The organism is Bacillota bacterium (assembly GCA_023511485.1).
In the GTDB taxonomy this organism is placed as follows: domain Bacteria; phylum Actinomycetota; class Aquicultoria; order Aquicultorales; family Aquicultoraceae; genus CADDYS01.
Genome location: JAIMBH010000015.1, coordinates 35,363 through 60,706 on the forward strand (window position 1 = coordinate 35,363; position 25,344 = coordinate 60,706).

Here is a 25,344-nt window from a genome sequence, read left to right on the forward strand (position 1 = left end):
CTTACTTCAAAGTAATCCTTTGAACTATTAAATGTGGCGCAGCCCTAAATGGCTGTTAACAGGCAGGGCTAAAGCCCTGCACTACTAGCGCAGAGCTAACATATAGGTGATAAACATGAGGCTAGATAAATTTACTATAAAGTCGCAAGAGGCTTTAGGTGAAGCACAAAGGATAGCCGAAGGACTTGGCCACCAGCAGGTAGAGCCGGAGCACCTCGCCTTAGCACTTATTGGTCAGAAGGACGGGGTGGTAATACCAATACTGCAAAAGCTTGCAGTAGAGCCTAATGCAGTCAAAGCGCAAATTGAGACCGAGCTTGCACGCAGGCCTAAGGTCTCCGGTACGGCTGCGGCATCCTATATAGCTGCAGAACTTAAGAAAGTTTTAGATGATGCTTTTGTGGAGGCGGAGAAGCTAAAGGATGAGTACGTCAGCACGGAGCATTTGCTTATTGCGCTGGTCGGGAACGAAAATGGTGTGGCAAGGGTACTAAAATCCTTTGGTGCAACAAAAGAGGCCATATTAAAGGTTTTAGTTGATGTGCGCGGATCACAAAGAGTAACGGATCAAAATCCAGAGGAGAAATACCAGGCACTTGAAAAATACAGCCGCGATCTCACAAGGCTTGCCCGCATTGGAAAGCTTGATCCGGTAATCGGACGTGACGATGAAATTCGCCGGGTTATCCAGGTGCTCTCGAGAAGGACTAAAAATAACCCGGTTTTAATCGGTGACCCAGGAGTCGGCAAAACTGCAATCGCCGAAGGATTGGCGCAAAGAATTATATCTGGTGATATACCCGAAGGGCTAAAGGATAAGCGTGTTGTGGCGCTTGACCTTGGTGCGCTTATTGCCGGAGCAAAGTACCGCGGCGAGTTTGAGGATCGCTTGAAGGCCGTCCTAAAGGAAGTCACATCGGCTGAGGGTGAGATAATCCTTTTTATCGACGAACTTCACACGTTGGTAGGAGCGGGTGCGGCCGAAGGTGCTGTTGATGCAGCAAACCTGCTAAAGCCGGCTTTAGCTCGGGGTGAGCTTCGTGCGATCGGCGCAACAACAATTGATGAATATCGAAAGTATATCGAAAAGGATGCGGCGCTTGAGAGAAGGTTTCAGCCAATTCTTGTTGGTGAGCCCTCTGTTGAAGATACAATTGCAATCCTTAGGGGGCTCAAAGAGCGCTACGAGGTACATCACGGTGTTCGCATAACCGATTCTGCGCTTGTCTCGGCAGCGGTATTATCTAACCGTTATATAACCGATAGGTTCTTACCTGACAAGGCGATTGATCTAATTGACGAGGCGGCAAGTCGCCTGCGTATCGAAATAGACTCAGTACCAACCGAAATAGACGAAGTCGAGCGCAGGATAAAGCAGCTTGAGATTGAACGGCAGGCATTTAAACATGATACCAGCAAGGCGGCTCTCGAGAGGCTTGCCAACATAGAAAAAGAGCTTGCCAATCTCAAAGAGAAAGTTTTCAACATGAGAGCCCATTGGGATAACGAGAAGCGCGTGATTCAGGATATAAGGTCTCTAAAAGAGAAAATCGAGAAAGCCAAGACCGACGCCCTGGCCGCAGAGAGGACAGGCGATCTCGCTCTGGCGGCAAAACTTCGCTACGGGGATATCCTCGCCTTCGAAAAAGAGCTTGACGAAAAAAACAAGCAGCTTGTGGAGCTCCAAAAAGAGCAGAAGATGTTGAAAGAAGAAGTTGACGAAGAAGATATCGCAGAAGTCGTTTCAAAATGGACTGGTGTTCCGGTATCCCGCCTTATGGAGGGCGAGATCGAGAAGCTCGTCCACATGGAGGAGCGGCTGCATATGAGGGTCATCGGGCAGGACAGCGCGGTCTCGGCTGTTTCAAATGCGATAAGACGCGCGCGCGCCGGCCTGCAAGACCCTAACCGGCCGTTAGGCTCGTTTATCTTCCTCGGGCCGACCGGTGTGGGTAAAACGGAGCTTGCAAGGGCACTAGCCGAGTTTTTATTCGATGATGAGCGGGCGATGATTAGAATCGATATGTCCGAGTACATGGAAAAGCACGCCGTATCAAGGCTAATTGGGGCACCCCCGGGCTATGTCGGCTATGAAGAAGGAGGCCAGCTTACCGAAGCGGTCAGAAGAAGGCCTTATGCCGTGGTGCTTCTTGATGAGATAGAAAAAGCGCATGCAGATGCCTTTAACGTGCTTTTGCAGATTTTGGATGACGGGCGGCTAACTGATGGGAAAGGACGTACTGTAGATTTTAAAAACACGATTGTTATCATGACATCAAACTTAGGGTCGCAGTTCATTCAGGAGGTTATCGACCCGGAAGAACTAAAAGCAAAAATCGATGAAGTTATGAAACTTCACTTCAGGCCTGAGTTCTTGAATCGGGTTGACGAGGTTGTGATTTTTAACCGCCTGTCTATGGAGGATATTGAAAAGATCATCGATATACAAATCAGTTACTTGAAGAAGCGGGTTGCCGAGCACGGCATAACCCTTGAGTTAACCGGGGCAGCAAAAGAAGTGCTTGCACTTGAGGGCTATGACCCGGTCTATGGAGCCCGCCCCTTGAAGCGAGTCATACAAAGGAAGATCCAAGATGCCCTCGCCTTAAAGATACTTCAGGGCGAGATAAAAGACGGCGATAGCATAACTATTGATGCCGAGTCAGGCAACATAACATTTAACGCAAAAGTTACCGTCTAAGGATAACTTAAAATATGTCAAATTTATAAATAAAAGGCAGGTTTCGGCCTGCCTTTTACATTTTTATAAAAACTGCTTCCATACTAGATGGCATTATTAACCAATCCAGGAAAAGTAAACGCAAACCTCCTGCAATTAAATTAAGGCAGGTTTGCTAGCAAACCAACAAGGTTAATTTGAAAAGAAGATTTTACCGCTATATGCTACTTGCGTGCGGGTAAAACATTAAAATGCTTGCATGTTAAGATTAGCTTTTCCTCCTGGTAGTTAAGCTACCATCTAAAGGCAGAAAACAAGCCGTTACATCACCCAGGTAATTAATACCATATACCATTAAATGGTATATGGTATTAATTACCTGGCATATTAGAAAAACTACAAAGTGCTATAAAGCACAGCAATACCGCAAGCGCCGCATTGCGCAAAGCCCTGCCTTCTTATCCTATTATGCGTGCTACAGATTATGCATCTAGCACACTATACTTATATCTAGCAGCAGTATTATAGTAAAGGCATAAAAAAACGCATTTCTTCAACAGCCTCCAGAATTAACCGCCTATCTTGGCACAAATTTAAAAGCGCCCTGTCGCTTAAACTTACACTCTTAAAATTGCAGCTGGAGCTTAGGCTGTGTAACAACCTAAATCTTTTAAAATAGCCGGTAGAGGAGCTATCTTAAGCCTTGCTTAAAACCTGCTTAGGCCATGCCTCTAGAGACCTGATAGGCACAGAAAGCATCTCTGCAGCCTATGTCAACCTAAAAAAGAAGATGGTTTACCAGGAAGTATCCGCACAAAACGGCCAAGCTTTAATGAAAGAAGTGCATATTTCCCTTGACGCGGCAGTATATTTAACAACAAAAATAATGACTAACAGAATATACCAGAGCTACCTGACCAGAGGAGAAACATATGTTCTATTAGTTTTCCACAGGCTGGCATGCTAATATAACTACAATGGGGCTGGGATAATAGGTCCCTTAATTGTTTGAATTTACCATCCTAGATAGGCGATTAAGACAGATTGCCAAGTTAAGCAAATTATTATTGCTGCACAGAGAAGGTATGACATCATAATCAAAATGCCATAAAATGCCAGTTTACAAATCTGCGAAATCCTGCATTCCCCAAAATGTGGCTTCATGATATCAAAACTACATGGTATCGATAGGTAATCGTTTGACTGGGGTACCATAGGTTACCAGATATACCATAAGTTGGCAGTTATGCAAATTAAGTAGTATAGCAAATATATAGCCGAGCAATACTAGGCAGATGTATACACCAAATATAAATATATCCTTGCCAAGCCCGTTGCAACTCAATGGGAAAAACCAAACAATAAAGTAGCGATTGGGAGTAAGGGTCAGGCTTCATCGGACATACGAGATAAGACCAATAGCAATAAGGGGCTATCCGCTGCGACTTAAAAATCTGTTTTAAAAAGCAACCACTATAAGGGTAGCAAAGAGGCAATGCGCTTGGTCTTCTTTGAAGTTGAGTGCAAGAGCAGAAAAAAAGGAAAAGAAATAACCAAGCAGAAAATTTATTTTCTATTCGTAAGTTTGTATCGAAGAGTATAGTTATTGCGTAAAGATAGCATTGTTAGGCGTATATGCCCAGGTAATGGACCTAATATGCTATTATATGCTATATAATAGAGCATATGTTTTCTCGGTTGCGCTAACCAGCATAGCAGATAAACAAGTTTCCAAACAACCGGCTGTATATTTAAAAAGGGATTATAAAATATCAGATCGCTTTAGCGTAAAGGGCGCTAGATACCGGCATCACTATTTCGCTTAAGGAATCTCTATAATTGGAAGTTTTAAAGATGGGCTATGATTAAAATCCGACCCGTGTTCTCATACACGAAAGCAACGCTCGGGTCTCAAATAAACACAAAACAGTTGCATAAATTCAGATACAGGCTTTGCCGGTGGCAGAAAGTGGTGTTTAGAATAGGATGTTTTAAGCATCCTGCGTGAGCTGTTTTGACAGCCCATGAAGAATTAATTGTTAACTCGTAAGGCTATATAGGTATACAATTAAAACCCCGCATATGGCGGCATTTTAAGAAGCAGGATTTAAACATTGGCGAAGGTCATGATGTGGCCGGTAGCCGCAAGATTTATGCGAACGGAAACAATGCCGGCAACACTATATACACATACCACTAGTGTATGGTATGGCACGTCTAATATTGACGCTGCAGAGAGTATTTTTGCGCCGGATTAAGCAGGAAGATATTGCCTGAAAATGCCTATTTATACCATCGCTGGAGCTTTGCAATATTATGCCTGGAAATGGTAATAAATCCCTGGTTAAGGCAGAAATTTGAAAGTAATATGTCAAATTTTGACATTTACTTTATAGCGTGTTATCTTTATATTAGTTAATTAGCGGTAAGTTACCATCTAGAGTGCAAGCCCCTGCTGTGGACAAAAACAATCCTAGTGATTGTTGGTCATGGCAAGCACAGCGGGGGCTTTGCAATTTATGGTAATCTAGCCCTAAAAAAGCCTGCCCTTTACCGATTGAGATTTGGTATCAAACATAGCTTTTGGCCGCTTTAACCGATTACTTTGAAGCGGGCACCGGTTTGCCTTATCTCTACTGAGCCTTAACTGTGGGCAGATACAAGAAGGATGCTTTTGGCGCCAAAAATGCTTTAGCTTTAACCAAAAAGTAAACCTATTAAAGATGATAGGTTTACAATCAAGGTATTAAGATGGCATAAATCAACCGTTAATTTATCCGCATATGCCGGTAAACTTATCGCAGTAAGTTTACTGCATCTTCGCAACTATAATAAGGCGAGTTTTTGCGCTGAAACGTGGGTTGCAAGTGGTAAGAGTTAGGGTTCTGTCCGGCGTTGGATCAGTCACGCTTATCTCGGTTGGTTTTACTACTTTTTGCTCGACTACCCGATAAGTAAATTTATCCGTCAGAGCGTATATGTAGATAGGGTCGCCTATCGTAAGTTTATCTAAGTCAAAAAATGGGCGGCTGTAAGTCACCCTGTGTCCGGAGATTACGACATTTCCTATCTCGCCAGGATAAGCGGTTCCCTCCATGTGCCCGGGTCCTTTCGCAAGGACATCCGCCGACACACCTTCCAAAACTATGGCATCGAGGTTTATCTTAGGGATAACTAGCCTTGCGAAAGGTTTGCCGTAGACAACTTGGGAGCGCAGCCTTTCATTTATTGCCGCAAGCGTTGTGGTTGTGCTGCGCTGTATGGACGTCATAGTTGGGGGCGGTTTTTTCGCTATAGACTTACTCCAATCATCCCTTAACCGCTTTTGGGTTAAGCCCGCATAAATATCGGTATAGGCGGCTTGAACAAGTATGAAGACCGCGATACCCGTAAGGGCTAGACCGGCTAATTTAAGTATACGGTTGAGAGTCATTCTGCCCATGGCCTCTTTCTTTTATAGTTAGGCTATTTTATCAGCATGCTATAGGATATCTTCCATGATTGAGCGCAGAGTAAACAGTAGATTTTTCCGCTCTGTTTTTATCCGACAAAGCGGCTTCAAAAAGATGTTTAGAAAAACTGCACGCGGGTATGTTTTTGACAGAAATTACCCTATAGGCGATTGCTTGAACTAGTGTTATGCTTAACATCAAGCTAGTTGTTTTTCGAGTGCTGGCCGGTTAGACTTTCGCAGTCAAGATTTACATGGGGGTGCGGGTACACGTTGAGTGCAACAGTAGGGATTCCCCAGGCACTGCTTTATTACAAGTATTATCCTTTATGGGAAGGTTTTTTAAAGGGACTTGGTGCAGAAGTGGTTACCTCTAATGTAACCACTAAAAGGGTTGTAAATGCGGGAACTGCCGTGGCGGAAAACGAACTGTGTCTTCCGGTAAAGATATTCTTTGGGCACCTGATCGAGCTCAAAGACAAAGTCGATGCATTATTTGTTCCCAGAGTTATAAGCGTTGAGAAAGACACTTATACATGTCCCAAATTTTTGGGCCTGCCTGACCTCGCGAGGGCGGTTGATGTTAAACTTCCCAAGATACTCGATCCCTATTTCAACATTAGACTTGGGCGCAGGCGCTATTATGAGGCTATATTTGATTTCGGAAAGCTTTTCACCAGCAGCAAATATAAGATTTGGCGGGCATGGCAATCTGGTGTTAGAGCTCAGAGGCTCTACCAAAAGAAGCTTCTATCCGGTTTATCGCCACTTGATATATTATCCGGTATCGAGGATGCTCCCTCCAAGGGCAACATAAAAATTGGGGTTGCAGGACACCCGTATAACGTTCATGACCCGTATATCAACCTCAACTTGATCAAGAAGTTAAAGAGCTGGGGAGCCCAGGTTTTCACCGAGGAGATGATACCCCACAAGGTTCTTGATCGCGAAGCCGGCAAACTACCCAAGAGGCTTTTTTGGTCGTATGAGAAAGAGGTAGTTGGTGCGGCGTTTCACTGGATGCAGACAAAATCGGTTGATGGCATAATATATATACTCTCTTTTGCCTGTGGGCAGGATTCTCTTATCCAGGTTCTTCTTGAGACTAAAGCCAAAAAGCAAAGCGACGTACCGCTTATGTCGCTCGTTATTGATGAGCACAGCGGCGAGGCGGGTCTTGTCACCCGCGTTGAGGCTTTTATCGATATGCTAAGGTGGAGGTCGATATCGTGAGAGTAACGACTCCCCATATGGGTAAGCTTGATCGGATATTTTTAGATCTCTTTGCCCGCACGGGCATCGAATATATTGCCCCACCGAAAACAAGCGCCCGCACGCTTCAGCTTGGCGTGCGCTACTCTCCTGAGTTTGCCTGTCTTCCTCTTAAGGTAACTATAGGGAACTTTATTGAGGCGCTGGAATCGGGTGCGGACACGCTGTTGATGGCTGGGGGAGTGGGCCCATGCCGCTTCGGCTACTACGCCGAGATACAAAAGTGCGTCTTGGAAGAGGCGGGATATAAATTTAATATGATTGTGCTTGAACCTCCGGCTGCCGGTTGGAAGCTGTTTATAGATACGGTTAAGATTCTCGCGCCGGGCAAGTCAATATACCAGATATGGCAAATCATAAAGGTGAGTTTCCGCAAGGCCAGGATCATGGACGAGCTTGAAAAGTACGTTTTAAAATACCGTGCTTACGAGGTCAATCGGGGCGATACCACCAAAGCCTACAAAAAGGCGCTGGATATAATACAGCCCGCGATGACAAATGAAGAAATAACGCAGGCTGCAGAAGAGGCGTTTTTAATCCTTGAATCGGTTGAGAAAGATATGGACAGACCGGTTCTTAAGGTTGGCATAGTAGGTGAATTCTTTGTTCTTCTTGAGCCGTTTACCAACTTCGATATCGAAGAGTATTTGGGCAATATGGGGGTTTCGCTTGAACGGTCGGTTTACTTAACCGACTGGATAAGCCCATCGTCAAAGAACCCGGTTATGGGGATTAGCGACAGTGAGATCGCCAAAGCGGCAAAGCCGTATCTAAACCATTTTGTGGGTGGAGAAGGATTGCCAAGCGTTGGCCACACAATAATCTACGCAAAAGAGGGGCTGGATGGCGTAATCCAGCTTTTCCCGTTTACTTGTATGCCCGACACTATTGCAAAGTCGATCCTGCCTCAGGTAAGTCGTGACTTCGACATTCCGATTATATCATTTGTGATTGATGAGCAAACAGGGCGTGCTGGAATTATAACACGTCTTGAGGCATTTATCGATCTTCTGGCAAGTAGGAAGAAACATAAAGACAGGCTCCAGGCTCTAGGCCATGGAGCTCATAGACGGGAGCTAGCCAGAAGCGGCGCAGCACTGTAGCCGCGCCAGATAAAGATCTCGCACAAAATCTTTTTGGTGAGCTGTGAGTTGTAAGTAAGTTTGGAAGGAGATTTTACGCATGAAGGGCTTTTTGGGAGTCGATGTCGGTTCTGTCAGCACCAACTTGGTTGTTGTGGATGAACGTGGCGATGTCATAAGCCTCATTTACCGCAGGACGCAGGGGCAGCCGATAAACGCAGTTCAGCAGGGCATTAAAGAACTTCGGGAGAGCTTGCCTGATGATATAGAGATAATTGGTGTTGGCACGACTGGGAGTGCAAGATATCTAAGCGGGGTCATGGTCGGTGCGGATATCATCAAGAATGAGATAACGGCGCATGCGGTTGCCGCATCCCATGTTGTGCCGCAGGTAAAAACTGTTCTAGAGATTGGGGGGCAGGACTCAAAGATAATCCTGCTACGCGACGGAATCGTCATCGACTTTGCGATGAATACGGTATGCGCTGCTGGTACCGGCTCTTTTCTTGATCACCAGGCGACACGACTGGGTATCCCTATTGAGGAATTCGGCAGTTATGCTTTAAAGTCGAGCGTCTCTTGCATGATTGCTGGGCGCTGCTCTGTATTTGCAGAATCCGACATGATACACAAGCAGCAGATGGGATATCGTATGGAGGACATTATATATGGTCTTTGCCAGGCACTTGTACGCAACTATATGAACAACCTTGCTAAGGGCAAAGAGCTTGCCGCCCCGATTGTGTTTCAGGGTGGCGTTGCTGCAAATGCTGGTATGAAGAAGGCTTTTGAAGAAGCGCTTCAGATGGAGGTTATTGTACCGCAGCATCATCACGTAATGGGTGCAATTGGTGCCGCACTGCTTGCGCGCGGGACGGTGCGCGACGGCAGGACCAACTTTAAGGGATTTGAGATATCCTCAGTCGATTATCAAACCAGGAGCTTTCACTGCCGTGGGTGTGAGAACAATTGCGAGATCGTAAAAATTCAGGTTGAAGGCAAGACGTTGGCCTGCTGGGGCGGCCGCTGCGGCAAGTGGGAGATAGCTTCCCCGGATGAGGTTGACCTTCTTGTGCAGGCCTCTACTTAGTTACTTAAGCTACCAGTTACCAGTTCTTTAGTTAATATTTGCTACCGCATATTTGCTACTGCAGCGCTAAAATAAAACTCTGGCATTTGGCAAGCGTGGGACACCAGGGCATAACCCCACCCTAGTCCCACGCTTACCCGCAGAATCAACCTTTCAAGACGCTATTTCTACCGCTTACTCAAATTAGTTTACAAGTTAGCTATTGGTGGTATCTTTATTATATTCAGGGAGCGTTTTTATAATTTTTATGTCTAAAGGTTTCGGTTAGCTGTGGTCTTCATCGCACCTTTCTGAGCTGTGGTGATAGGGCTTAAGCAGCGGGAGAAGCCTTGACATTTAAAAACGCACTGCTTTATGATGAAAGTTACTTTTTTTGTCAATAATGTAGCAATATAATAGTGCTGGGAGAGAGGAGTGCAAATTGGCTAATAAAATACTTGAAAAACGCGAGTTGCGTTCTGACTTGTTTTTCTTTGTAGTCGAAGCGCCCGAAATTTCAAAGAAAGCGAAAGCGGGCCAGTTCGTTATTGTCCGCCCTACTGAAAACGGCGAGCGTATTCCACTATCTCTGGCGGATATCAATCCAGAAAGAGGTACGATAAGTCTTATTGTACAGACAATTGGTGTGACCTCAACCAAGATCTCGACTCTAAATGTGGGCGAGGAGATCAGCGATATTGCGGGTCCAATGGGACACCCAACTCCGGTTAAGAAATACGGTAGGGTAGTTCTGGTAGGTGGCGGTTTTGGTGCTGCGCCACTCTATCCGATTGGCCGCGCAATGAAGGAGGCCGGAAACACAGTCATCTCAATTACCGGTGCAAGAACCGAGAGCTTACTTGTTTACGAGAAAGAGCTGGCGGAGTTTAGCGACAAGGTTTTAATAAGCACCGATGACGGCAGCAAGGGACATAAAGGAGTTGTCACGGAGGTTCTCAAGAGCGAGATCGAAGAGAACGGAGCGGACCTTGTTATTGCTGTCGGGCCGGCTATTATGATGAAGTTCGTCTCGTTAACCACTAAACCCTACAATGTAAAGACGCTTGTTAGCTTAAACCCGATTATGGTAGACGGAACTGGCATGTGCGGTGCCTGCCGTGTCTCGATTGGCGGCAAAACCATGTTTGGGTGCACCGATGGGCCGGATTTCGATGGCCATCTAGTTGACTGGGACCTTCTAATGGCAAGGCAGCGCACGTATCTCGCTGAGGAAAAAGAGGCCATGGAAGCTTATACGTGCGACTGTGTACCACATTCATAAAGGCGATCGGTAAAGTAAGGGGAGAAGATATAGATGGCAGAGACAAAGTTACGTGAATACACGAAAGAGGAGATAAAAGAAATAAGAAAAACGCGCACGCCGATACCCGAGCAAGATCCGGTTGCGCGCGGCAAAAATTTCGACGAGGTCGCGCTCGGCTACACCGAAGAGCAGGCTCTTCGCGAAGCTAACCGCTGCATGGCCTGTAAAAAAAGAGACTGCGTAGCGGGATGCCCGGTTGAGGTACCAATTCCGGAATTTATTGAACTTATCAGACAGGGCGACTTTATTGGCGCTGCCAGAAAAATTAAAGAGAAGAACAGCCTGCCGGCAATTTGCGGGCGGGTTTGTCCACAGGAGAACCAGTGCGAGTCACTTTGCACTCTTGGCAAGAAGATGGAGCCGGTTGCTATAGGTCGTCTTGAAAGGTTTGTCGCCGACTATGAGAGGATGCATGGCTCAGGCAGTGGCGGTGAAGATGTGAAACCAGAGCCGACTGGCTTTAAGGTTGCGGTTGTCGGCTCCGGTCCGGCGGGTCTTACCGTTGCATCCGATCTTGCAAAACTGGGCCATGAGGTAACTATATTTGAAGCTCTGCATAAAGCGGGCGGCGTTTTGGTTTACGGTATACCAGAGTTCAGGCTGCCTAAGGCAATCGTTCAGTCCGAGGTCGAGGGCATACAGAAACTCGGTGTTAAAATAGAACTCAACTCGGTTGTCGGCAAACTCTATACCGTAGATGAGCTTCTTGAGAGAGGCTTTGATGCAGTATTTATAGGCTCAGGAGCGGGTTTGCCGTGGTTTATGGGAATCCCTGGTGAGAATTTAAATGGCGTCTACTCGGCAAACGAGTTCTTAACCAGAACCAACCTGATGAAGGCTTACCTGTTTCCGGAGTACGACACGCCGATTAAAAGAGGCAAGCATGTTGCGATAGTCGGCGGTGGGAACGTAGCGATGGATGCGGCAAGGACTGCGCTCAGGCTTGGCGCCGAGAAAGTCTATCTTGTCTATCGCCGTTCTATGGATGAGCTTCCGGCAAGGAAAGAGGAAGTTCACCATGCAATTGAAGAGGGAATTGAGTTTAAGCTCTTGACCAACCCAGTTGAGATTATCGGTGAGGACGGTTGGGTTAAGGGAATCAAGTGCGTTCAAATGGAGCTCGGCGAGCCGGATGAGTCTGGCAGGCGGCGCCCGATTGCTGTAGAGGGAAGCGAATTTGTGATCGATGTCGATACAGTTGTCATGTCGATTGGTACCGGATCTAACCCAATTATTCCAGAGTCAACGCCGGGCCTTGAGCTAAACAAGAGAGGCTATATAGTTGCCGATGAAAACGGTGCGACATCTAAGCCAGGTGTCTTTGCCGGCGGCGATATCGTAACCGGAGCGGCAACTGTAATTTTAGCTGCCGGCGCAGGGCGCAAAGCGGCGAATGCTATTCACGAGTATTTGATGAGTAAAGTAAAGAACTAGGGTCCAGGGACCGAGGTTCGGGGACTAGGATAAATATTGGGCGGACGTAAGGTCCGCCCTTTTGTTGTGCTCTTCAATAAACCCTAGACCCCAGTCCCTGGCTTCTGGACCCTGAAATCGTCGTTTATATTGTTCGCGCACGGGAAAATAGAAGTTAGTGATGCGGATGAAATTGACAAGGTAGAAAGGAGGCGGCGCAGATGGCATCACGCTTGAGCGCACTGCGTGAATCGGCCATGCCGGCCGTTGAACAATTGGAAGACCGCGTCTCGAGGCTTTTTAGAGAAGCGCAGGAAAGGAATATGCTAACATATGCCCTTATTGCCGTAACCGGATTTACCCTTGGTATGTTAACAGGGATATTAGTTGCACCGGCAAGCGGGGCGGAAACCCGCAGAAACATCAGCAAACGTGCATCGGAAGCAGCCGAAAGTGCAAGAAAGATGGCAAAGAGAAGAGCAGCAGAGATGGCCGAAGAGGCCGAGAAGATTGCATAACTTAGCTTTAAGTAAATTAAAAAGCTGTGGCAGAAGCTGCAGCTTTTTTAATTACCGCCGTTTTCCAGCTAAAATACTAAGTCTACTAAGTTAATCAACTATATCAGCAATTTTAAGGTTTGCATATAAAAGCTTTTTTCCTGATATATGTTTGCGTCAGCTTTTTGCCGGCCCATTATTAAAGCCTGCTGTGTTATAATTAAGCCTTAGCATTAATCCAGCTGTTTACAGCAAGAGCATACCAGTTGGCAGGCAAGAAAAGGGCTGTTTTTGTAAGAGAAAGGCTATTTTTAATCTATGGTAGCGCAAAGAAATGATACCAGACACAGAAACAGTATGGTTGATTTGTTTAGAAAGAGCCTTATAAGAGCAGATATGGTCTTTCATATACTGGCCGGGATCTTTTTGCTTGTTGCCGCCGCCATCATCTTTTATTACGCTGCATTAAATATACTCGCTCCAACTAAGGATTCGATGGTACACCTGGTAAACGATGTATTGCTTGTCCTTATCATCCTAGAACTTCTGTGGACAGTTTTGCGGTTCTTGAAGAAACAAAAGTTTCTTCTTGGGCCGTTTTTAGCGATAGGTATTATTGCTTCCGTAAGGAGAATCCTCCTTATCGAGGCTCAGACGTCAAATATGAACCATGTTCCGGTAGACAAACTCTACGAGATGGGTCTAAGCGCACTTGTAGTTATAGTTCTTGTGGCTGCGTATTACCTATCGGTAAAAGCGCAGAACTTGGAGCAGCAAGATTAGAAAGCTAGGTCTCAGTGACTTCTCGTGTCTCGTAGGTAGCTGAGCTTTAGCCTAATTATTCAGACTTGTTAGCGGTGCCGGAATGCGGCCGCCGCGGCGGACAAAGCTGGCGCACGAGAAGTTGTTTACCCTCATTACTGGTGCAGAACCCAGAAGGTCCCCGAAGGTAACCCGATCGCCTTCTCTTTTACCGGGAGCTGGTATAAGTCTGACTCCGGCAGATTTTTTGTTTACGACCGCAATGGCCATCTGGTCAGCAATGATCCCCGCAATCGTCTCGGCCGGTGTGTCTCCTGGGATTACTATCATATCGAGGCCAACCGAGCAGACTGCAGTCATCGCCTCGAGTTTCTCAATTGAAAGCGCGCCGGCCTCAACAGCTTCGGCCATGCCAAGGTCCTCTGATACCGGGATAAAAGCTCCCGACAGCCCGCCGGTAGAGGACGTGGCCATTGCACCGCCTTTTTTGACCGCATCGTTAAGAAGGGCAAGTGCTGCGGTAGACCCTGGCGCCCCACAGCGCTCGATACCCATAGCCTCGATAATCTGCGCAACAGAATCGCCAGGTGTCGGCGTTGGCGCAAGCGATAGGTCAACTACGCCGGGCTTTACACCAAGCATTGCTGCAGATTCCCTGCCGATGAGCTCGCCCATGCGGGTAATCTTAAAGGCAGTCCGCTTGATTGTCTCAGCAATCTGCATAAGGTCTGCATCCGGGTGCTTCTCGAGTGCTGCTCTGACCACACCTGGACCGCTGATGCCGACATTAATTACTTTGTCAGGCTCTCCAAAACCGTGATACGCACCAGCCATGAAAGGGTTATCCTCGGGTATATTGGCAAACACGACCAGCTTTGCGCATCCGATGCCGTCCTTATCGCCGGTACGGTTAGCGGTTTCTTTGACGACATCAGCCATCCTTAAAACCGCATCCATATTGATTCCGGCTTTGCTCGAGGCGACATTGACCGAAGAGCAGAGCTTCCTGGTTTCAGTAAGCGCTCTTGGGATAGAATCGATAAGCTTAATGTCTCCCGGGGTCATTCCTTTATGGACAAGGGCGGTAAATCCCCCGATAAAATCAATCCCAATATCTTGTGCTGCCCTGTCCAGTGCTTTTGCAACCGGCACGTAGTCGTCCAAGTCGCTTGACTCGGCTATTGCCGAGATGGGGGATACTGAGACCCTTTTGTTTACGATGGGTATGCCATATTTTTTCTGCAGAGTCTCGGCGGTCTCGATCAGATTCCGTGCGGACTCGGTTACCTTGCGGTATACATTTTCGGTAAGCTGTTCCCCGTCGGGGCTAACGCAATCGCGAAGGCTGACCCCCATTGTAATTGTTCTGATATCTAGCCTTTGCTCCTGGATCATTTCAATGGTTTCTTTTATCTCATCCTGGTTTATAAGCATTGCTTCAAGTCTCCTTAAATCCGGTGCATATAACGGAATATATCCTCGCTTTGTACAGTAATTTTAAGACTCATCTCTTGTGCCAGCTTATTTAGCTTGTCTTGTAGGTTGGCGATCGAGATTATATCTTCGTCAACTGTGACCAGCATTATCATAGTGAAAAAGTCGTGCATAATAGTTTGGCTTATATCCTCGATGTTTATGTTGTTTTCAGCAAGTACCCGGCTGACTCCGGCAACAATGCCGACTCGGTCTTTACCGAGCACCGTGACTATGGCTTTGCTTTTCATCTATTCCCCCTGTGGCTTTTATTCACTGCAGTAAGTCATAGTATAGAATAGTTTTATCTACCTGGAAATATGGGCAGAGCCGGGGCTTTGTGGAACTTCATTTTGTGCATACGGCGTTGTATTATTAGTTTGGTGATCCTATGGAAATCATTAAAATTGAGGTTGGCGACGTTGTCAAATTGAAAAAAAACCATCCCTGCGGGGCGAACGAATGGGAAGTAACAAAGCTTGGGATGGATATCGGCCTTACGTGCCTGGGATGCGGTCGAAAGGTTCGCTTGTTAAGGTACGATTTCGATCGAAGGTTTAGGGGATTTATAAGGCGGTACCAGGATAGTGCCGCCACTTAAATTAAAAGCTTTTAGCTAGCTATGCCTTTAGTCTTTTTGTAGTAATCGCATTCCATACAGCTTGCAAGCTTTTGCGCAAATGTACCCTGAACCACACCGCCGCACATCGTGCCGGATATTCTCCAGCACTCCATACCTCTTTTGGGATATGCTGGGCAACCGCCATCTTTATTTCTTCCGCAGTTTTTATACTCCCAACAATTCACAAAAGCCACTCCTTTAACAACCCTACGATACAGATGATTCAAGGAATAGCAGTTTTAGTACCATATTTTTTATCGGATGATAGGCCTTACAGTATTAGCGGAAGTAGAAAAAGTATGAAAAAACTAAAAAACTGGTTGAAAATTCCTTGACCTAAAGCCATATTTACGCTAGTTTACTTATTAACATAAAAGCACATATATGCAAATACTGGAGGGGCGCTTCTATTATGAGAAAACTTTTTATATTCTCAGTTGTCTTTACGCTGCTTTTTGGGGTGCTGCCGGCCGCCTTTGCAGGTAGCGCCCTAGCCTGGCCGGTAAAGGGTAGTATAATCAAGCAGTTTGCACAGGGTGAGCACAGAGGTGTAGATATCTCGGCTAATATCGGCGATACTGTCGTCTCAGCAGGGGATGGGGTGGTCTACGGAATTGGAAAAACCCCAAGGGGAGAGCCGTATATATCAATAGACCACCCGGGTGGTATAACGACAACTTATCTCCCCGTAAAGGCATCTGTGTCTAAAGGCCAATCGGTTAAGTCCGGAGAGGCGATTGGTGTATTATCAGAGGAAGGCGACGAATCATCAGCTGCACCGCACCTTCACCTTGGGCTTTTTTTGACCGCAAGCCGCGGTAAACCGCATTACCTAAATCCAGAAGAGTACCTTGCGCTAGCAGATACCTCCAGCCCAAACGCTGCCAAATCTGCTGCTTTGAGCAGGGCATCTAATCTGCCATCCCTTGGGGTGACAGCTAGCGGGAAACCTCCTACCCGGGAACAACCTCTTACCCAAGAAACAAAACCCAACCGGGAATTAGCACCGCCGCCTGCTGCAGCTTCGCCTATTGGCAACAATGCTGTCTTAAGAAGTAGTCTGGCCAGTTTGGATAAGCCAACCACGAATATTGGAAGCATCGCAATGAAACCGCAGGCTAGAATATCCAAAGTGCAAAATAATACTCCAGATACTGCACCAGATATGGCAGGGGAGCATACTCTTTCTCTTAAGCACGGCGCTGGTCCAGTAGCCCATGCAGATATGCTTGCCAGCATAAATAGCTCCGCCGGTCCAGCAAAAGGTCTAGTAAAAGATCTAAATAAAGGAAAAGTAGGAGATATAGCTGCAAATCGCCCCATCCATTCCTGGGCTGCAGCGATTTGCGATAGGTTATTGCCTAAACCCGTACTGATAATGGCGGTCTTTACTGCAGCACTGATAAGCACTAGTCTATTAATTAAGAGAATAAGGTGGGTTAAGGCTGATCCCCTGCTGCACACAAGCGCATCTTGTTGATATCTCGTGTAGCTGCTATAATTGTTAGGTCCTGTACTCCTGCTTCAGCCTAACTGAAGCCGATTAGTCCAGAGGAGGTGAAAAGTGAGGAACTACGAAAGCATGATCATTCTTGACCCCACTTTGGAAGCTGAGGCGATTGATAACCTCATAGCCCGGATCTCGGATGTGATCGTAAAAAATGGCGGCAAGGTCGAGAATGTAAACAAATGGGGTAAGCGCCGTCTCGCCTACAAGATCGGTCAGAATAATGAGGGCTACTATATTGTTATAAACCTGCAAGGTGAAAACGAAACAGTAGCCGAGCTAGACCGCATTCTTAAGATTACCGATGAGGTTATCCGTCATAATGTCATCCGTCTTGGAAAATAGGAGAGAAAAATGGCCAGTTTAAACAGGGTGTTTATTATTGGAAACTTGACGATGGATCCGGAGTTAAGATTTACCCCAAACGGGACTGCGGTTGCTAACCTTCGCGTTGCAGTTAACCATCGCTATCAGGGAGCTTCTGGTGACTGGGTAGATGAAGCGAGTTTTTTTAACGTGGTTGCATGGGGAAGGCAGGCTGAGGTCTGCAACGAGTATCTAAGAAAAGGCCGTCCGGTTTTGGTTGAGGGGCGACTTCGCAGCCGATCCTGGGAGACACCCGAAGGCCAAAAACGCTCCACCGTCGAGATTGTCGCGAGCCGAGTCCAGTTCTTAGATAGAGCTGGAGGACGCAGTGAAGATATGATGGCGGAACAGGCTGATGCCGATCTCCAGGCACTTGGAGTCGGCGATATTGACGATGTGCCGTTCTAGAGACTAGAGACTAGAAATCAGAGACTAGAGAGTATGGGCTAGACTTAAAGAAGGTCTAGATGAGAGAATTTTTGGGAGGATTGTTAGTATGGCAGATTATGTCCGCAAGCCCAGACGCAAGTACTGTGCTTTCTGCAAGGATAAAATCGACTACATCGACTACAAAGATTTTAATATGTTGCGCAGGTTTATGAGCGACCGCGGCAAAATAAGGCCGCGCCGGGTTACCGGCACATGCGCTCAACACCAGCGCGATCTCTCGATAGCTATAAAACGCGCGCGAGAGATGGCTCTACTGCCTTATACGCTTAGGTAGTAAGTAGTTGGTTGGTGAATTGGTGAATGGCAGAAACGGGTTATCATTGCGCGGGAGCAATGAGGCCATGGCAATCTCATACCGTGCTACTTGCCTTCACTTAATGAGCGATGGATGATGAACGTAAAGAGGTGGAGCTAAAGCTCCACCTCTGTGCAGTTATTTGGAACGGTTGATTTTCTTTCAATCGACTAGCTAACACAGTTATGTTAAGATTATATGTCCAAGATTATTTCTTGTTTGGAGGAGAACGATGAAAGTAATCCTTAAAGAGGCCGTAGGTGGCCTTGGTAAAATGGGTGATGTTGTAAATGTAGCGGACGGCTACGCCCGCAATTATCTTGTCCCGAAAGGTCTGGCAGTTGCAGCAACACCGGGAGCTTTAAAAGAGTGGGAGCAGAAGAGGGTAACTATCGCCAAGAGGGAAGCAGCTGAGCGTGCCGAAGCCGAAGCCCTGGCTGCGCAACTCAATGACAAAGAAGTAACTGTCGAAGCCAAAGTAGGCGAGGAAGGTAAGCTTTACGGCTCAGTTACCTCAAAAGAGATTGCAGCTGCGATTCTTGAGCAGCTTAAGGTAGAGATAGATAGAAAGAAAATTGAAATTGGCCAGAGCATAAAGGAAGTTGGCACCTACCCGGCTCATATCAGGCTTTATCCGGGTGTTGATGCCACGGTAAAAGTTAATGTTGTCGCAAGCAAAGAGGGGTAATGAGAGCGGCAGATAAACCGCAGCAATTTGGTGGTTTTGATAAGGTTCCGCCGCATAACCTGGAGGCAGAGCAATCGCTCCTGGGAGCGATGCTTATATCCCCGGATGCGATCACAGACATCCTGGAATTTTTAGCTGCGGATGCCTTTTATACTGAGGCGCACAGGCGCATCTATGAAACTATCATCGAGCTTTATGCAAGGGGAGATCCGGTGGATCCAATTACCCTTGCTGAGGCTCTCTCCAGCCGAGGGTGTCTAGAGGTCTGCGGTGGAAAGCCTTATATACATACCCTGGTCAGTTCAGTGCCGAGTGCGGCCAATGCAAGATACTACGCAAGGATTGTTGAGCGAAATGCGACCTTAAGGTCGCTTATTAAAGTGGCGACCGAGATAGCCGCGCTTGGTTATGAAGCTCCAGAAGATGTTGAAGGGCTGATCGACCGGGCAGAAAACCTCATTTTTCAGATCGCGCACAAGCGCATGACTGAAAAATTTGTCCATATCAAAGACCTTCTTAAAGAAGGCTTTGAGATGGTCGAGAAGCTGTATGAAAAGAAAGAACAGGTTACTGGTATACCGACCGGTTTTGTAGATCTTGATAAACTCTTAACCGGCTTTCACCCAGGAGACCTTGTCATCCTGGCCGCCAGGCCCGCTATGGGGAAGACGGCTCTTGCTTTAAACATCGCCGCCAATATTGCATCAAATAAGGGTTTAAACAACATCCCGGTTGCAATCTTCTCTCTCGAGATGAGCCGACACCAGCTCGCTCAAAGGCTTATGTGTGCAGAGGCAAGAATAGATAGCCATCGCTTGCGCACTGGTCATTTACGCGACGAGGACTGGAGAGACCTTGTTAACGCAATTGGCAAAGTTGCAGAGCGGCCGATCTTTATTGATGACACGCCAAACATCGGGATTCTTGAGATAAGGGCTAAGGCAAGGCGCCTTTTCGCCAGGCACTCACCGGGCATTATCATCGTTGACTACCTACAGCTTATGCAATCCTACCGTAGAGTAGAAAACAGACAGCAAGAGATTGCTGAGATATCAAGAGGGCTCAAGATTCTTGCCAAGGAACTTGAAGTCCCAGTAATCGCCCTCTCGCAGCTCTCCCGAGCGGTCGAACAAAGAAGCGACAAGAGGCCGCAACTCTCTGACCTGAGAGAATCCGGAGCCATCGAACAAGACAGCGACATCGTCATGTTTATCCACCGCAATGTCTACGGAAGCCCGGATGACCCGGATGCGGCAGATGAGAGAAGAATTGCTGAGATACACATCGCAAAGCACAGAAACGGCCCCACCGGTATCGTTAAACTAACCTTCCAGGAGCACTTCACCAGATTCGATAACTATATCGGGGGATAAGAGACCTGCTGATTTGGTATTCAGTAATGGTGCACATCGCCGCATCCATTCTTAATCCAAGGAACCACCGCAAAGCAAAACCCAGAGAATATTCCCAAGCTTACGCTTTAATCCTAACGTTGACAGCTATGATCTAAGGATTTGGATAGGATCTCATTGCCAATGATCTATTGGCATACAAACGTATGTTCGATTATAATTGTGCTATGAGAAATATCTTGGGTAGTAGGCGTTTATTTATTTTCACCAAGTGTGCAGCAGTTTAGTTAAGTTGTCATTTAATTTGTCATTATAGTTGTCGTTTCGTTAAGACCGGAGGCACTATGCTAAGTCCTGTAATTCCGTTTGAAAGCATTAAGCGCAAGATTTTAACAATTAGGGATCATAAAGTTATGTTAGATGCGGATTTGGCTTATATTTACGGAGTTAGCACAAAACGCCTCAATGAGCAGGTAAAACGCAATCACGAACGTTTCCCTAAGGATTTTATGTTTCTGTTAACAAAGGAAGAGAAAGACGAGGTGGTCGCAATTTGCGACCACCTCGAGAAACTTAAATTTTCACCTAACTTGCCCTATGCGTTTACAGAGTATGGCGCAGTTATGGTTGCGTCTGTTTTAAATACGCCTGTTGCTATCCAAATGAGCGTACAGGTTGTAAGGGCATTTATTAAACTGCGTGAGATAATAGCAACACATAAGGAACCCGAATATAGGCTGGCGGAGCTAGAAGGAAAGGTTGACAAGCATGACGAGGAAATAAAAATGATTCTAGAAGCAATACACCAGTTGATGACGCCACCGCAAAACACACGCCGAAAGGTTGGGTTTATTAAAAATGAATAACAAAAATTCAAACAAACAGAAATAGGAAGAATACTGAAGGATTGGAGGGTTTTGAGGGTTGGTGATATTTTATTGTACGCAGATATAAGTCTCAAAAGGAAAATCTGCCTCTTTGCGCTCGATCTTCCAGCCGGCGCCTTCTATAAGATTAGCAACATTATAACGGGTGAATTTGAGGAAGCCCGGTGGCTCAAATATTGCAAGTGCGTATCTGAAAAAACTCCAGAACAGGGGCCATCTATCAAGACCAAACTCCACAACAGCCAGCTTTTTTGCAATGCGCCGGGTCTCAACGAGCGCTTTTCTAGCTTCCTCAATTGTCATTTCATGAAGCCCAAGCACAATTAAAGCAACATCGAACTGCCCATCGGAAAAGGGAGTTTTGGTTGCATCCATTACACGAAAGTCGATACTATTAGCACGTAGATCGGATTTGGCTATCTCAATGCGTCTCTCGTTTATATCGATTGCTGTAACATGGCTTGTCTTCTCGCGTGCGGCAAATGCCATGCCCCCGACGGCGGTGGCTATATCGATTACCTTGGTATTCGGGCCGATCCCAGCCAAATTAATGATCTTTCGCCTAAACTCAGAAGTTTTGCCCGGCCGGCTTAAATATCTCAGGGCTAGCGTTTCTATGTTTTCTCGTAAGCTCAAGTACTCTCCTAAAAGTTCGGTTACAGTTATTTACTGCAGTTATTTTTAAGTATATCCTAACCAGCTTGCTTTTACCTGCTTTTAGTATCTGAGCGCAAAAAAGCGAAGCGTCATTGCCTACCATTGTCAGCAGTGCTACCAAGCGCCGTTTTTACCATATATTGACATACAAGCAAACCTTAGTTAAACTTTTGATAATTGTACTATTATTTTAGCGAATATGCTGGCTGCGCTCGGGGCTTAAAGCCTGCTTGGTTTTGTTCAATAAAAACGCACCCAAGCGCATCTGGTTCAAAATGGAGAGGTAAATTGGAAGAAAAGATAGAGCTCCTCCAACTTTTAAAAGTAATCAGCAAAAGAAAAACCGTTATTATTGTTGGCACAATCACGTGTCTTCTTGCCGGAATTTTTATAACCGCTTATATGGCTCCTCAGTATGAAGCGTCAGTGCGCGTTTTGGTTACTCAAGGGCAATCCTCTTCGACAAACCAGCCGGTAGTTGAGTCTTATCAGGCTGTCCTCTTAAGTGAGCGACTAACCAAAACGTTAAGCCAGATGATAACAAGCAGAACACTTACACAGAAAGTCATAAACGACCTTAATCTTCGCCTGCAGCCCGAAGAGCTGGAGGAGAAGATAACAGCAAAGCCGGTAAAAGATACCCAGCTGATACAGCTCTCCGTTACGGATAACAATCCGGTTTTGGCGAAGAAGCTTGCCGACTCAGTTGCCGCTAACTTTGTCAGAATGACTGCAGAAGCGCTACCGGCTACAGCGCTTATAAGCGTAAAAGTAATAGAGCCGGCAGTAGTTCCGCCTGAACCGGTAAGACCAAAGCCTTTGATAAACATATCTCTGGCCTTTTTGCTTGGTATTGTGGCAAGTACCTCCTTTGCATTTCTTCTTGAAATTCTCGATTTGACGGTGGGTGAGGCGGATGAGGTGGAGCAGCTCACCGGTTTATCTTCCTTGGGCAGAGTACCCAAGGTAGATAATCCAAATCTTTTGGTAAATGCCGGTGCTGCATCAGCAGAGGCCTACCGCAGCCTGAGGGCAAATCTTCAGTATCTTAACTTTGACCGCTCAATAAAAACATTAATCGTTACCAGTCCAAACGAGGGGGAAGGAAAGACTACTACCGCATCAAATCTGGCAATTGTGCTTGCTCAGGCTGGAAATAAGGTACTTCTTATTGATTGCGATATGCGAAATCCCCGTGTTTATAGCTTTTTTAATAAGGTATCGGATAAGGGTCTCTCCAGCGTCTTGATAGATGCCGCAGATGAAGAATCCGCTGTTTTAGATACCTCTGAGAAGGGATTGCGGATCATGACAAGCGGACCGGTTCCTCCGAACCCATCAGATCTTTTAAACTCCGTGCGTATGGATAAGCTTTTAGCCAGCTTAAAAACAAGATTTGACCTGATTGTTTTGGATACCCCACCGATTCTAGCCGTATCCGACGCAACTATACTTGCTGCTAAAGCGGATGCAATTCTATTAGTAGCAGGATACGGCAAGACAAAGAAGAACGATATAGTAATGGCAAAGGATGCGCTGGATAAAGTGGGAGCGCGCACTATAGGCTTCATCCTAAATGGTGTGGAGGTGTCTGCAAGATACGGAAGCTATTACCATAAGCCATACGGCAGTCGACAGGTCGCTGTAGACAATCGCTAAATATCCAGCCATTTAAGTCCTTCGTCTATCAGTGCAATGGCTTTATTGCCATTTAATATAAGTATACCCAGTATGTCCGTACGAGCGCTTGACTATTTAACGGTGCTATGTTAAAATTAGCGATACTAGCCAAAGGCAGGACAATTATATACCACTATACAACGCTTCTTTCGTATCAACTACAAGCTATTTTTACCGCACACTCAAAGCAACTTGCCAAAACATTTAAATCCGGTCTGCTTTAGTTAAGACGATGGATAAAGCAATGGCAAATATGTCTCAAGATCTTGCACAGCATAATTTTATAGAGCGTGCGGATAAAGATTTATTTTTAGCTAAAGATGCGTATCCGTTACCTTTGGCCGGCGGCAGGCAATCAATGGCTCAAATTCCTGCCGTTGTAGTGCTGGCATCAATTGATTTAGCCATCCTTACACTTGCACTATCTCTTGCGTTTCTTATCAGATTGAATGTACTTCCGCTGGTAACCCCGATATTTCCGATGGCCGTGCCTCCGACTCTGTTTAGCTGGCTGTGGGCATTGCTGATCATTGGTATATTTTGCTTGGCTTACGAGGGACTGTACACAAAACGCCTCCATTTTTGGCAAGAAGCTAAGCAGTTGGTCAAATCAATGACGCTGGTGTTCATAATATTGCTTGCACTTGTTTCACTAGGAAAATTAAGCGGTGAGGTATCCCGCACAGTGCTTGTGCTGACCTATCTCATCTCGGTCATCTTGCTTCCCTTAGGCCGGTTTCTTGGCAAATCAGTGTTAACGCGGGCCGGCATAGGGATACAGCCCGTACTTATCCTTGGTGCGGGGGACACCGGCAGGCTTGTTGCAAACTCACTGCTACGCGAAAGATATTTGGGATACCGTATTATTGGTTTTTTAGATGAAGACAGGGCAAATATTGCCCGCAATGTTCCGGTTAACGGCACTTTGTTCCCAGTGCTGGGCAGCTTTAGAGATAGCGACCGCCTGATGAGAGAAACTGGGGTGCGCAACTTAATTGTTGCTGTGCCGGATATGCCATCTCGTGATCTGGTTGGATTGGTAAACCGCCTTCAGAGGTCGGCTGCTTCAGTCACGGTTATTCCTGACCTTTTTGACTTACCAGTGCTGGGTGTTGAAGCGGATTACTCATTCGATGACCGGATGCTATCCTTTAGGATTCGCAACAACCTCGCTAATCCTTTGAATATATTAGCCAAGCGGCTTTTTGATTTAGTTGTGGGCAGTCTGATATTGGTTGTCGCCCTGCCGTTGATGACTCTGATTGCGATTGCTATAAAGCTGGATTCACCTGGGCCGGTATTTTTCTCTCACCGGCGCATCGGTAGAGGCGGCAGAGAGTTTAGGTGTTATAAGTTTAGGACTATGTACCAAAACAATGACGAGATCCTGCGTAAGTATTTGGAGGACAACCCTCAGGCAAGATATGAGTGGGAGCGTTTTGCAAAGCTGCGCGGTTACGACCCACGTGTAACACGTGTAGGCAGATTACTCCGAAAGTTTAGCCTGGATGAGCTGCCGCAAATTTTTAACGTGTTAAAAGGAGATATGAGTTTAGTTGGCCCACGACCGTATCTATTGCGGGAAGCAGCAAAATTAGGTAGAAGCGCTTCTTCGATTTTATTAGCTAGACCAGGCATCACAGGACTCTGGCAGGTTAGCGGCCGCAACAATATAGATTTTGAAGGCCGGTTAAAACTTGAATCCTGGTACGTCCGCAACTGGTCGCTGTGGTTGGATATTTCGCTATTGGTACGAACGGTGGGTGTGGTACTGGCAAGAAGAGGGGCGTATTAATTAGTTAGGCCTCAACTATATT

Annotated in this window: 24 protein-coding genes; 19 read left to right on the forward strand and 5 right to left on the reverse strand. The window is 46.3% G+C overall.

Annotated features, from left to right (window positions below; genetic code table 11):
- The first annotated feature begins 115 nt into the window (after positions 1 to 115).
- Both clpB and K6T91_06530 read left to right on the forward strand, forming a co-directional pair.
- Entirely contained in the window at positions 116 to 2,701 is a 2,586-nt protein-coding gene (gene clpB / locus K6T91_06525; GenBank protein ID MCL6472453.1) for an ATP-dependent chaperone ClpB, read from the forward strand.
- Between the two features lie 682 nt (positions 2,702 to 3,383).
- On the forward strand, positions 3,384 to 3,647 hold the full coding sequence (locus K6T91_06530; protein ID MCL6472454.1) for a hypothetical protein: 264 nt from the start codon (positions 3,384 to 3,386) through the stop codon (positions 3,645 to 3,647).
- A gap of 1,842 nt (positions 3,648 to 5,489) precedes the next feature.
- Here the strand turns inward: K6T91_06530 and K6T91_06535 are convergent.
- Positions 5,490 to 6,113 carry a class E sortase gene (locus K6T91_06535; protein MCL6472455.1) on the reverse strand — a complete coding sequence of 208 codons (624 nt, stop codon included), beginning with the start codon at positions 6,111 to 6,113 and terminating at the stop codon, positions 5,490 to 5,492.
- A 291-nt stretch (positions 6,114 to 6,404) separates the two neighbouring features.
- Here K6T91_06535 and K6T91_06540 point away from each other — a divergent pair, with 291 nt between their 5' ends.
- The 7 genes from K6T91_06540 to K6T91_06570 all read left to right on the forward strand — a co-directional run bounded on the left by K6T91_06540 (position 6,405) and on the right by K6T91_06570 (position 13,571).
- Positions 6,405 to 7,364 (forward strand): acyl-CoA dehydratase activase-related protein, encoded by a 960-nt coding sequence (locus K6T91_06540; GenBank protein MCL6472456.1) that lies wholly within the window; start codon positions 6,405 to 6,407, stop codon positions 7,362 to 7,364.
- A complete protein-coding gene (locus K6T91_06545) occupies positions 7,361 to 8,506 on the forward strand; it encodes a CoA protein activase (protein ID MCL6472457.1) in 1,146 nt (381 codons plus the stop codon). The genes K6T91_06540 and K6T91_06545 overlap by 4 nt, the downstream gene beginning before the upstream one ends.
- A 79-nt stretch (positions 8,507 to 8,585) precedes the next feature.
- Positions 8,586 to 9,575: an acyl-CoA dehydratase activase gene (locus K6T91_06550; protein ID MCL6472458.1), complete on the forward strand. Its 990-nt coding sequence runs from the start codon at positions 8,586 to 8,588 to the stop codon at positions 9,573 to 9,575.
- Between the two features lie 421 nt (positions 9,576 to 9,996).
- On the forward strand, positions 9,997 to 10,836 hold the full coding sequence (locus K6T91_06555) for a sulfide/dihydroorotate dehydrogenase-like FAD/NAD-binding protein (GenBank protein MCL6472459.1): 840 nt from the start codon (positions 9,997 to 9,999) through the stop codon (positions 10,834 to 10,836).
- 33 nt (positions 10,837 to 10,869) lie between these two features.
- On the forward strand, positions 10,870 to 12,312 hold the full coding sequence (gltA, locus tag K6T91_06560) for an NADPH-dependent glutamate synthase (protein ID MCL6472460.1): 1,443 nt from the start codon (positions 10,870 to 10,872) through the stop codon (positions 12,310 to 12,312).
- 200 nt (positions 12,313 to 12,512) lie between these two features.
- Positions 12,513 to 12,809 carry a YtxH domain-containing protein gene (locus K6T91_06565; protein MCL6472461.1) on the forward strand — a complete coding sequence of 99 codons (297 nt, stop codon included), beginning with the start codon at positions 12,513 to 12,515 and terminating at the stop codon, positions 12,807 to 12,809.
- Between the two features lie 297 nt (positions 12,810 to 13,106).
- Complete coding sequence (locus K6T91_06570; GenBank protein MCL6472462.1) at positions 13,107 to 13,571, forward strand: phosphate-starvation-inducible PsiE family protein; 465 nt, start codon at positions 13,107 to 13,109, stop codon at positions 13,569 to 13,571.
- 51 nt (positions 13,572 to 13,622) lie between these two features.
- On the opposite strand, the gene K6T91_06575 is transcribed toward K6T91_06570, so the two are convergent.
- Positions 13,623 to 14,984 (reverse strand): PFL family protein, encoded by a 1,362-nt coding sequence (locus K6T91_06575; GenBank protein MCL6472463.1) that lies wholly within the window; start codon positions 14,982 to 14,984, stop codon positions 13,623 to 13,625.
- 14 nt (positions 14,985 to 14,998) lie between these two features.
- The gene (locus K6T91_06580; GenBank protein ID MCL6472464.1) at positions 14,999 to 15,274 is read right to left on the reverse strand and encodes an ACT domain-containing protein; all 276 of its coding nucleotides are present in this window, start codon (positions 15,272 to 15,274) and stop codon (positions 14,999 to 15,001) included.
- A 140-nt stretch (positions 15,275 to 15,414) separates the two neighbouring features.
- Here K6T91_06580 and K6T91_06585 point away from each other — a divergent pair, with 140 nt between their 5' ends.
- Positions 15,415 to 15,624, forward strand: a complete 210-nt coding sequence (locus K6T91_06585) for a DUF951 domain-containing protein (protein ID MCL6472465.1) — start codon at positions 15,415 to 15,417, stop codon at positions 15,622 to 15,624.
- A gap of 11 nt (positions 15,625 to 15,635) precedes the next feature.
- Here the strand turns inward: K6T91_06585 and K6T91_06590 are convergent, their stop codons facing one another.
- Positions 15,636 to 15,839 carry a hypothetical protein gene (locus K6T91_06590; protein ID MCL6472466.1) on the reverse strand — a complete coding sequence of 68 codons (204 nt, stop codon included), beginning with the start codon at positions 15,837 to 15,839 and terminating at the stop codon, positions 15,636 to 15,638.
- Between the two features lie 218 nt (positions 15,840 to 16,057).
- Here K6T91_06590 and K6T91_06595 point away from each other — a divergent pair, with 218 nt between their 5' ends.
- The 7 genes from K6T91_06595 to K6T91_06625 all read left to right on the forward strand — a co-directional run bounded on the left by K6T91_06595 (position 16,058) and on the right by K6T91_06625 (position 21,169).
- Positions 16,058 to 17,125 (forward strand): M23 family metallopeptidase, encoded by a 1,068-nt coding sequence (locus tag K6T91_06595; GenBank protein MCL6472467.1) that lies wholly within the window; start codon positions 16,058 to 16,060, stop codon positions 17,123 to 17,125.
- Between the two features lie 84 nt (positions 17,126 to 17,209).
- Complete coding sequence (gene rpsF / locus K6T91_06600; GenBank protein MCL6472468.1) at positions 17,210 to 17,497, forward strand: 30S ribosomal protein S6; 288 nt, start codon at positions 17,210 to 17,212, stop codon at positions 17,495 to 17,497.
- 9 nt (positions 17,498 to 17,506) lie between these two features.
- Positions 17,507 to 17,926 (forward strand): single-stranded DNA-binding protein, encoded by a 420-nt coding sequence (locus K6T91_06605; protein MCL6472469.1) that lies wholly within the window; start codon positions 17,507 to 17,509, stop codon positions 17,924 to 17,926.
- Between the two features lie 88 nt (positions 17,927 to 18,014).
- Positions 18,015 to 18,242, forward strand: a complete 228-nt coding sequence (gene rpsR / locus K6T91_06610; GenBank protein ID MCL6472470.1) for a 30S ribosomal protein S18 — start codon at positions 18,015 to 18,017, stop codon at positions 18,240 to 18,242.
- A 253-nt stretch (positions 18,243 to 18,495) separates the two neighbouring features.
- Positions 18,496 to 18,951 carry a 50S ribosomal protein L9 gene (gene rplI / locus K6T91_06615; GenBank protein ID MCL6472471.1) on the forward strand — a complete coding sequence of 152 codons (456 nt, stop codon included), beginning with the start codon at positions 18,496 to 18,498 and terminating at the stop codon, positions 18,949 to 18,951.
- Positions 18,951 to 20,324: a replicative DNA helicase gene (dnaB, locus tag K6T91_06620; GenBank protein MCL6472472.1), complete on the forward strand. Its 1,374-nt coding sequence runs from the start codon at positions 18,951 to 18,953 to the stop codon at positions 20,322 to 20,324. Before rplI ends, dnaB begins: the two co-directional genes overlap by 1 nt.
- A 323-nt stretch (positions 20,325 to 20,647) precedes the next feature.
- Positions 20,648 to 21,169 (forward strand): ORF6N domain-containing protein, encoded by a 522-nt coding sequence (locus K6T91_06625; GenBank protein ID MCL6472473.1) that lies wholly within the window; start codon positions 20,648 to 20,650, stop codon positions 21,167 to 21,169.
- A gap of 69 nt (positions 21,170 to 21,238) precedes the next feature.
- Here K6T91_06625 and K6T91_06630 read toward each other — a convergent pair whose 3' ends face one another.
- Positions 21,239 to 21,826, reverse strand: coding sequence for a class I SAM-dependent methyltransferase (locus K6T91_06630; GenBank protein ID MCL6472474.1), 588 nt, complete (start codon positions 21,824 to 21,826; stop codon positions 21,239 to 21,241).
- A 309-nt stretch (positions 21,827 to 22,135) separates the two neighbouring features.
- On the opposite strand from K6T91_06630, the gene K6T91_06635 reads away from it, so the two are divergent.
- Complete coding sequence (locus K6T91_06635; GenBank protein ID MCL6472475.1) at positions 22,136 to 23,506, forward strand: polysaccharide biosynthesis tyrosine autokinase; 1,371 nt, start codon at positions 22,136 to 22,138, stop codon at positions 23,504 to 23,506.
- Positions 23,507 to 23,780: 274 nt separating this feature from the next.
- Positions 23,781 to 25,322 (forward strand): undecaprenyl-phosphate galactose phosphotransferase WbaP, encoded by a 1,542-nt coding sequence (gene wbaP, locus K6T91_06640; protein MCL6472476.1) that lies wholly within the window; start codon positions 23,781 to 23,783, stop codon positions 25,320 to 25,322.
- Positions 25,323 to 25,344: the final 22 nt, after the last annotated feature.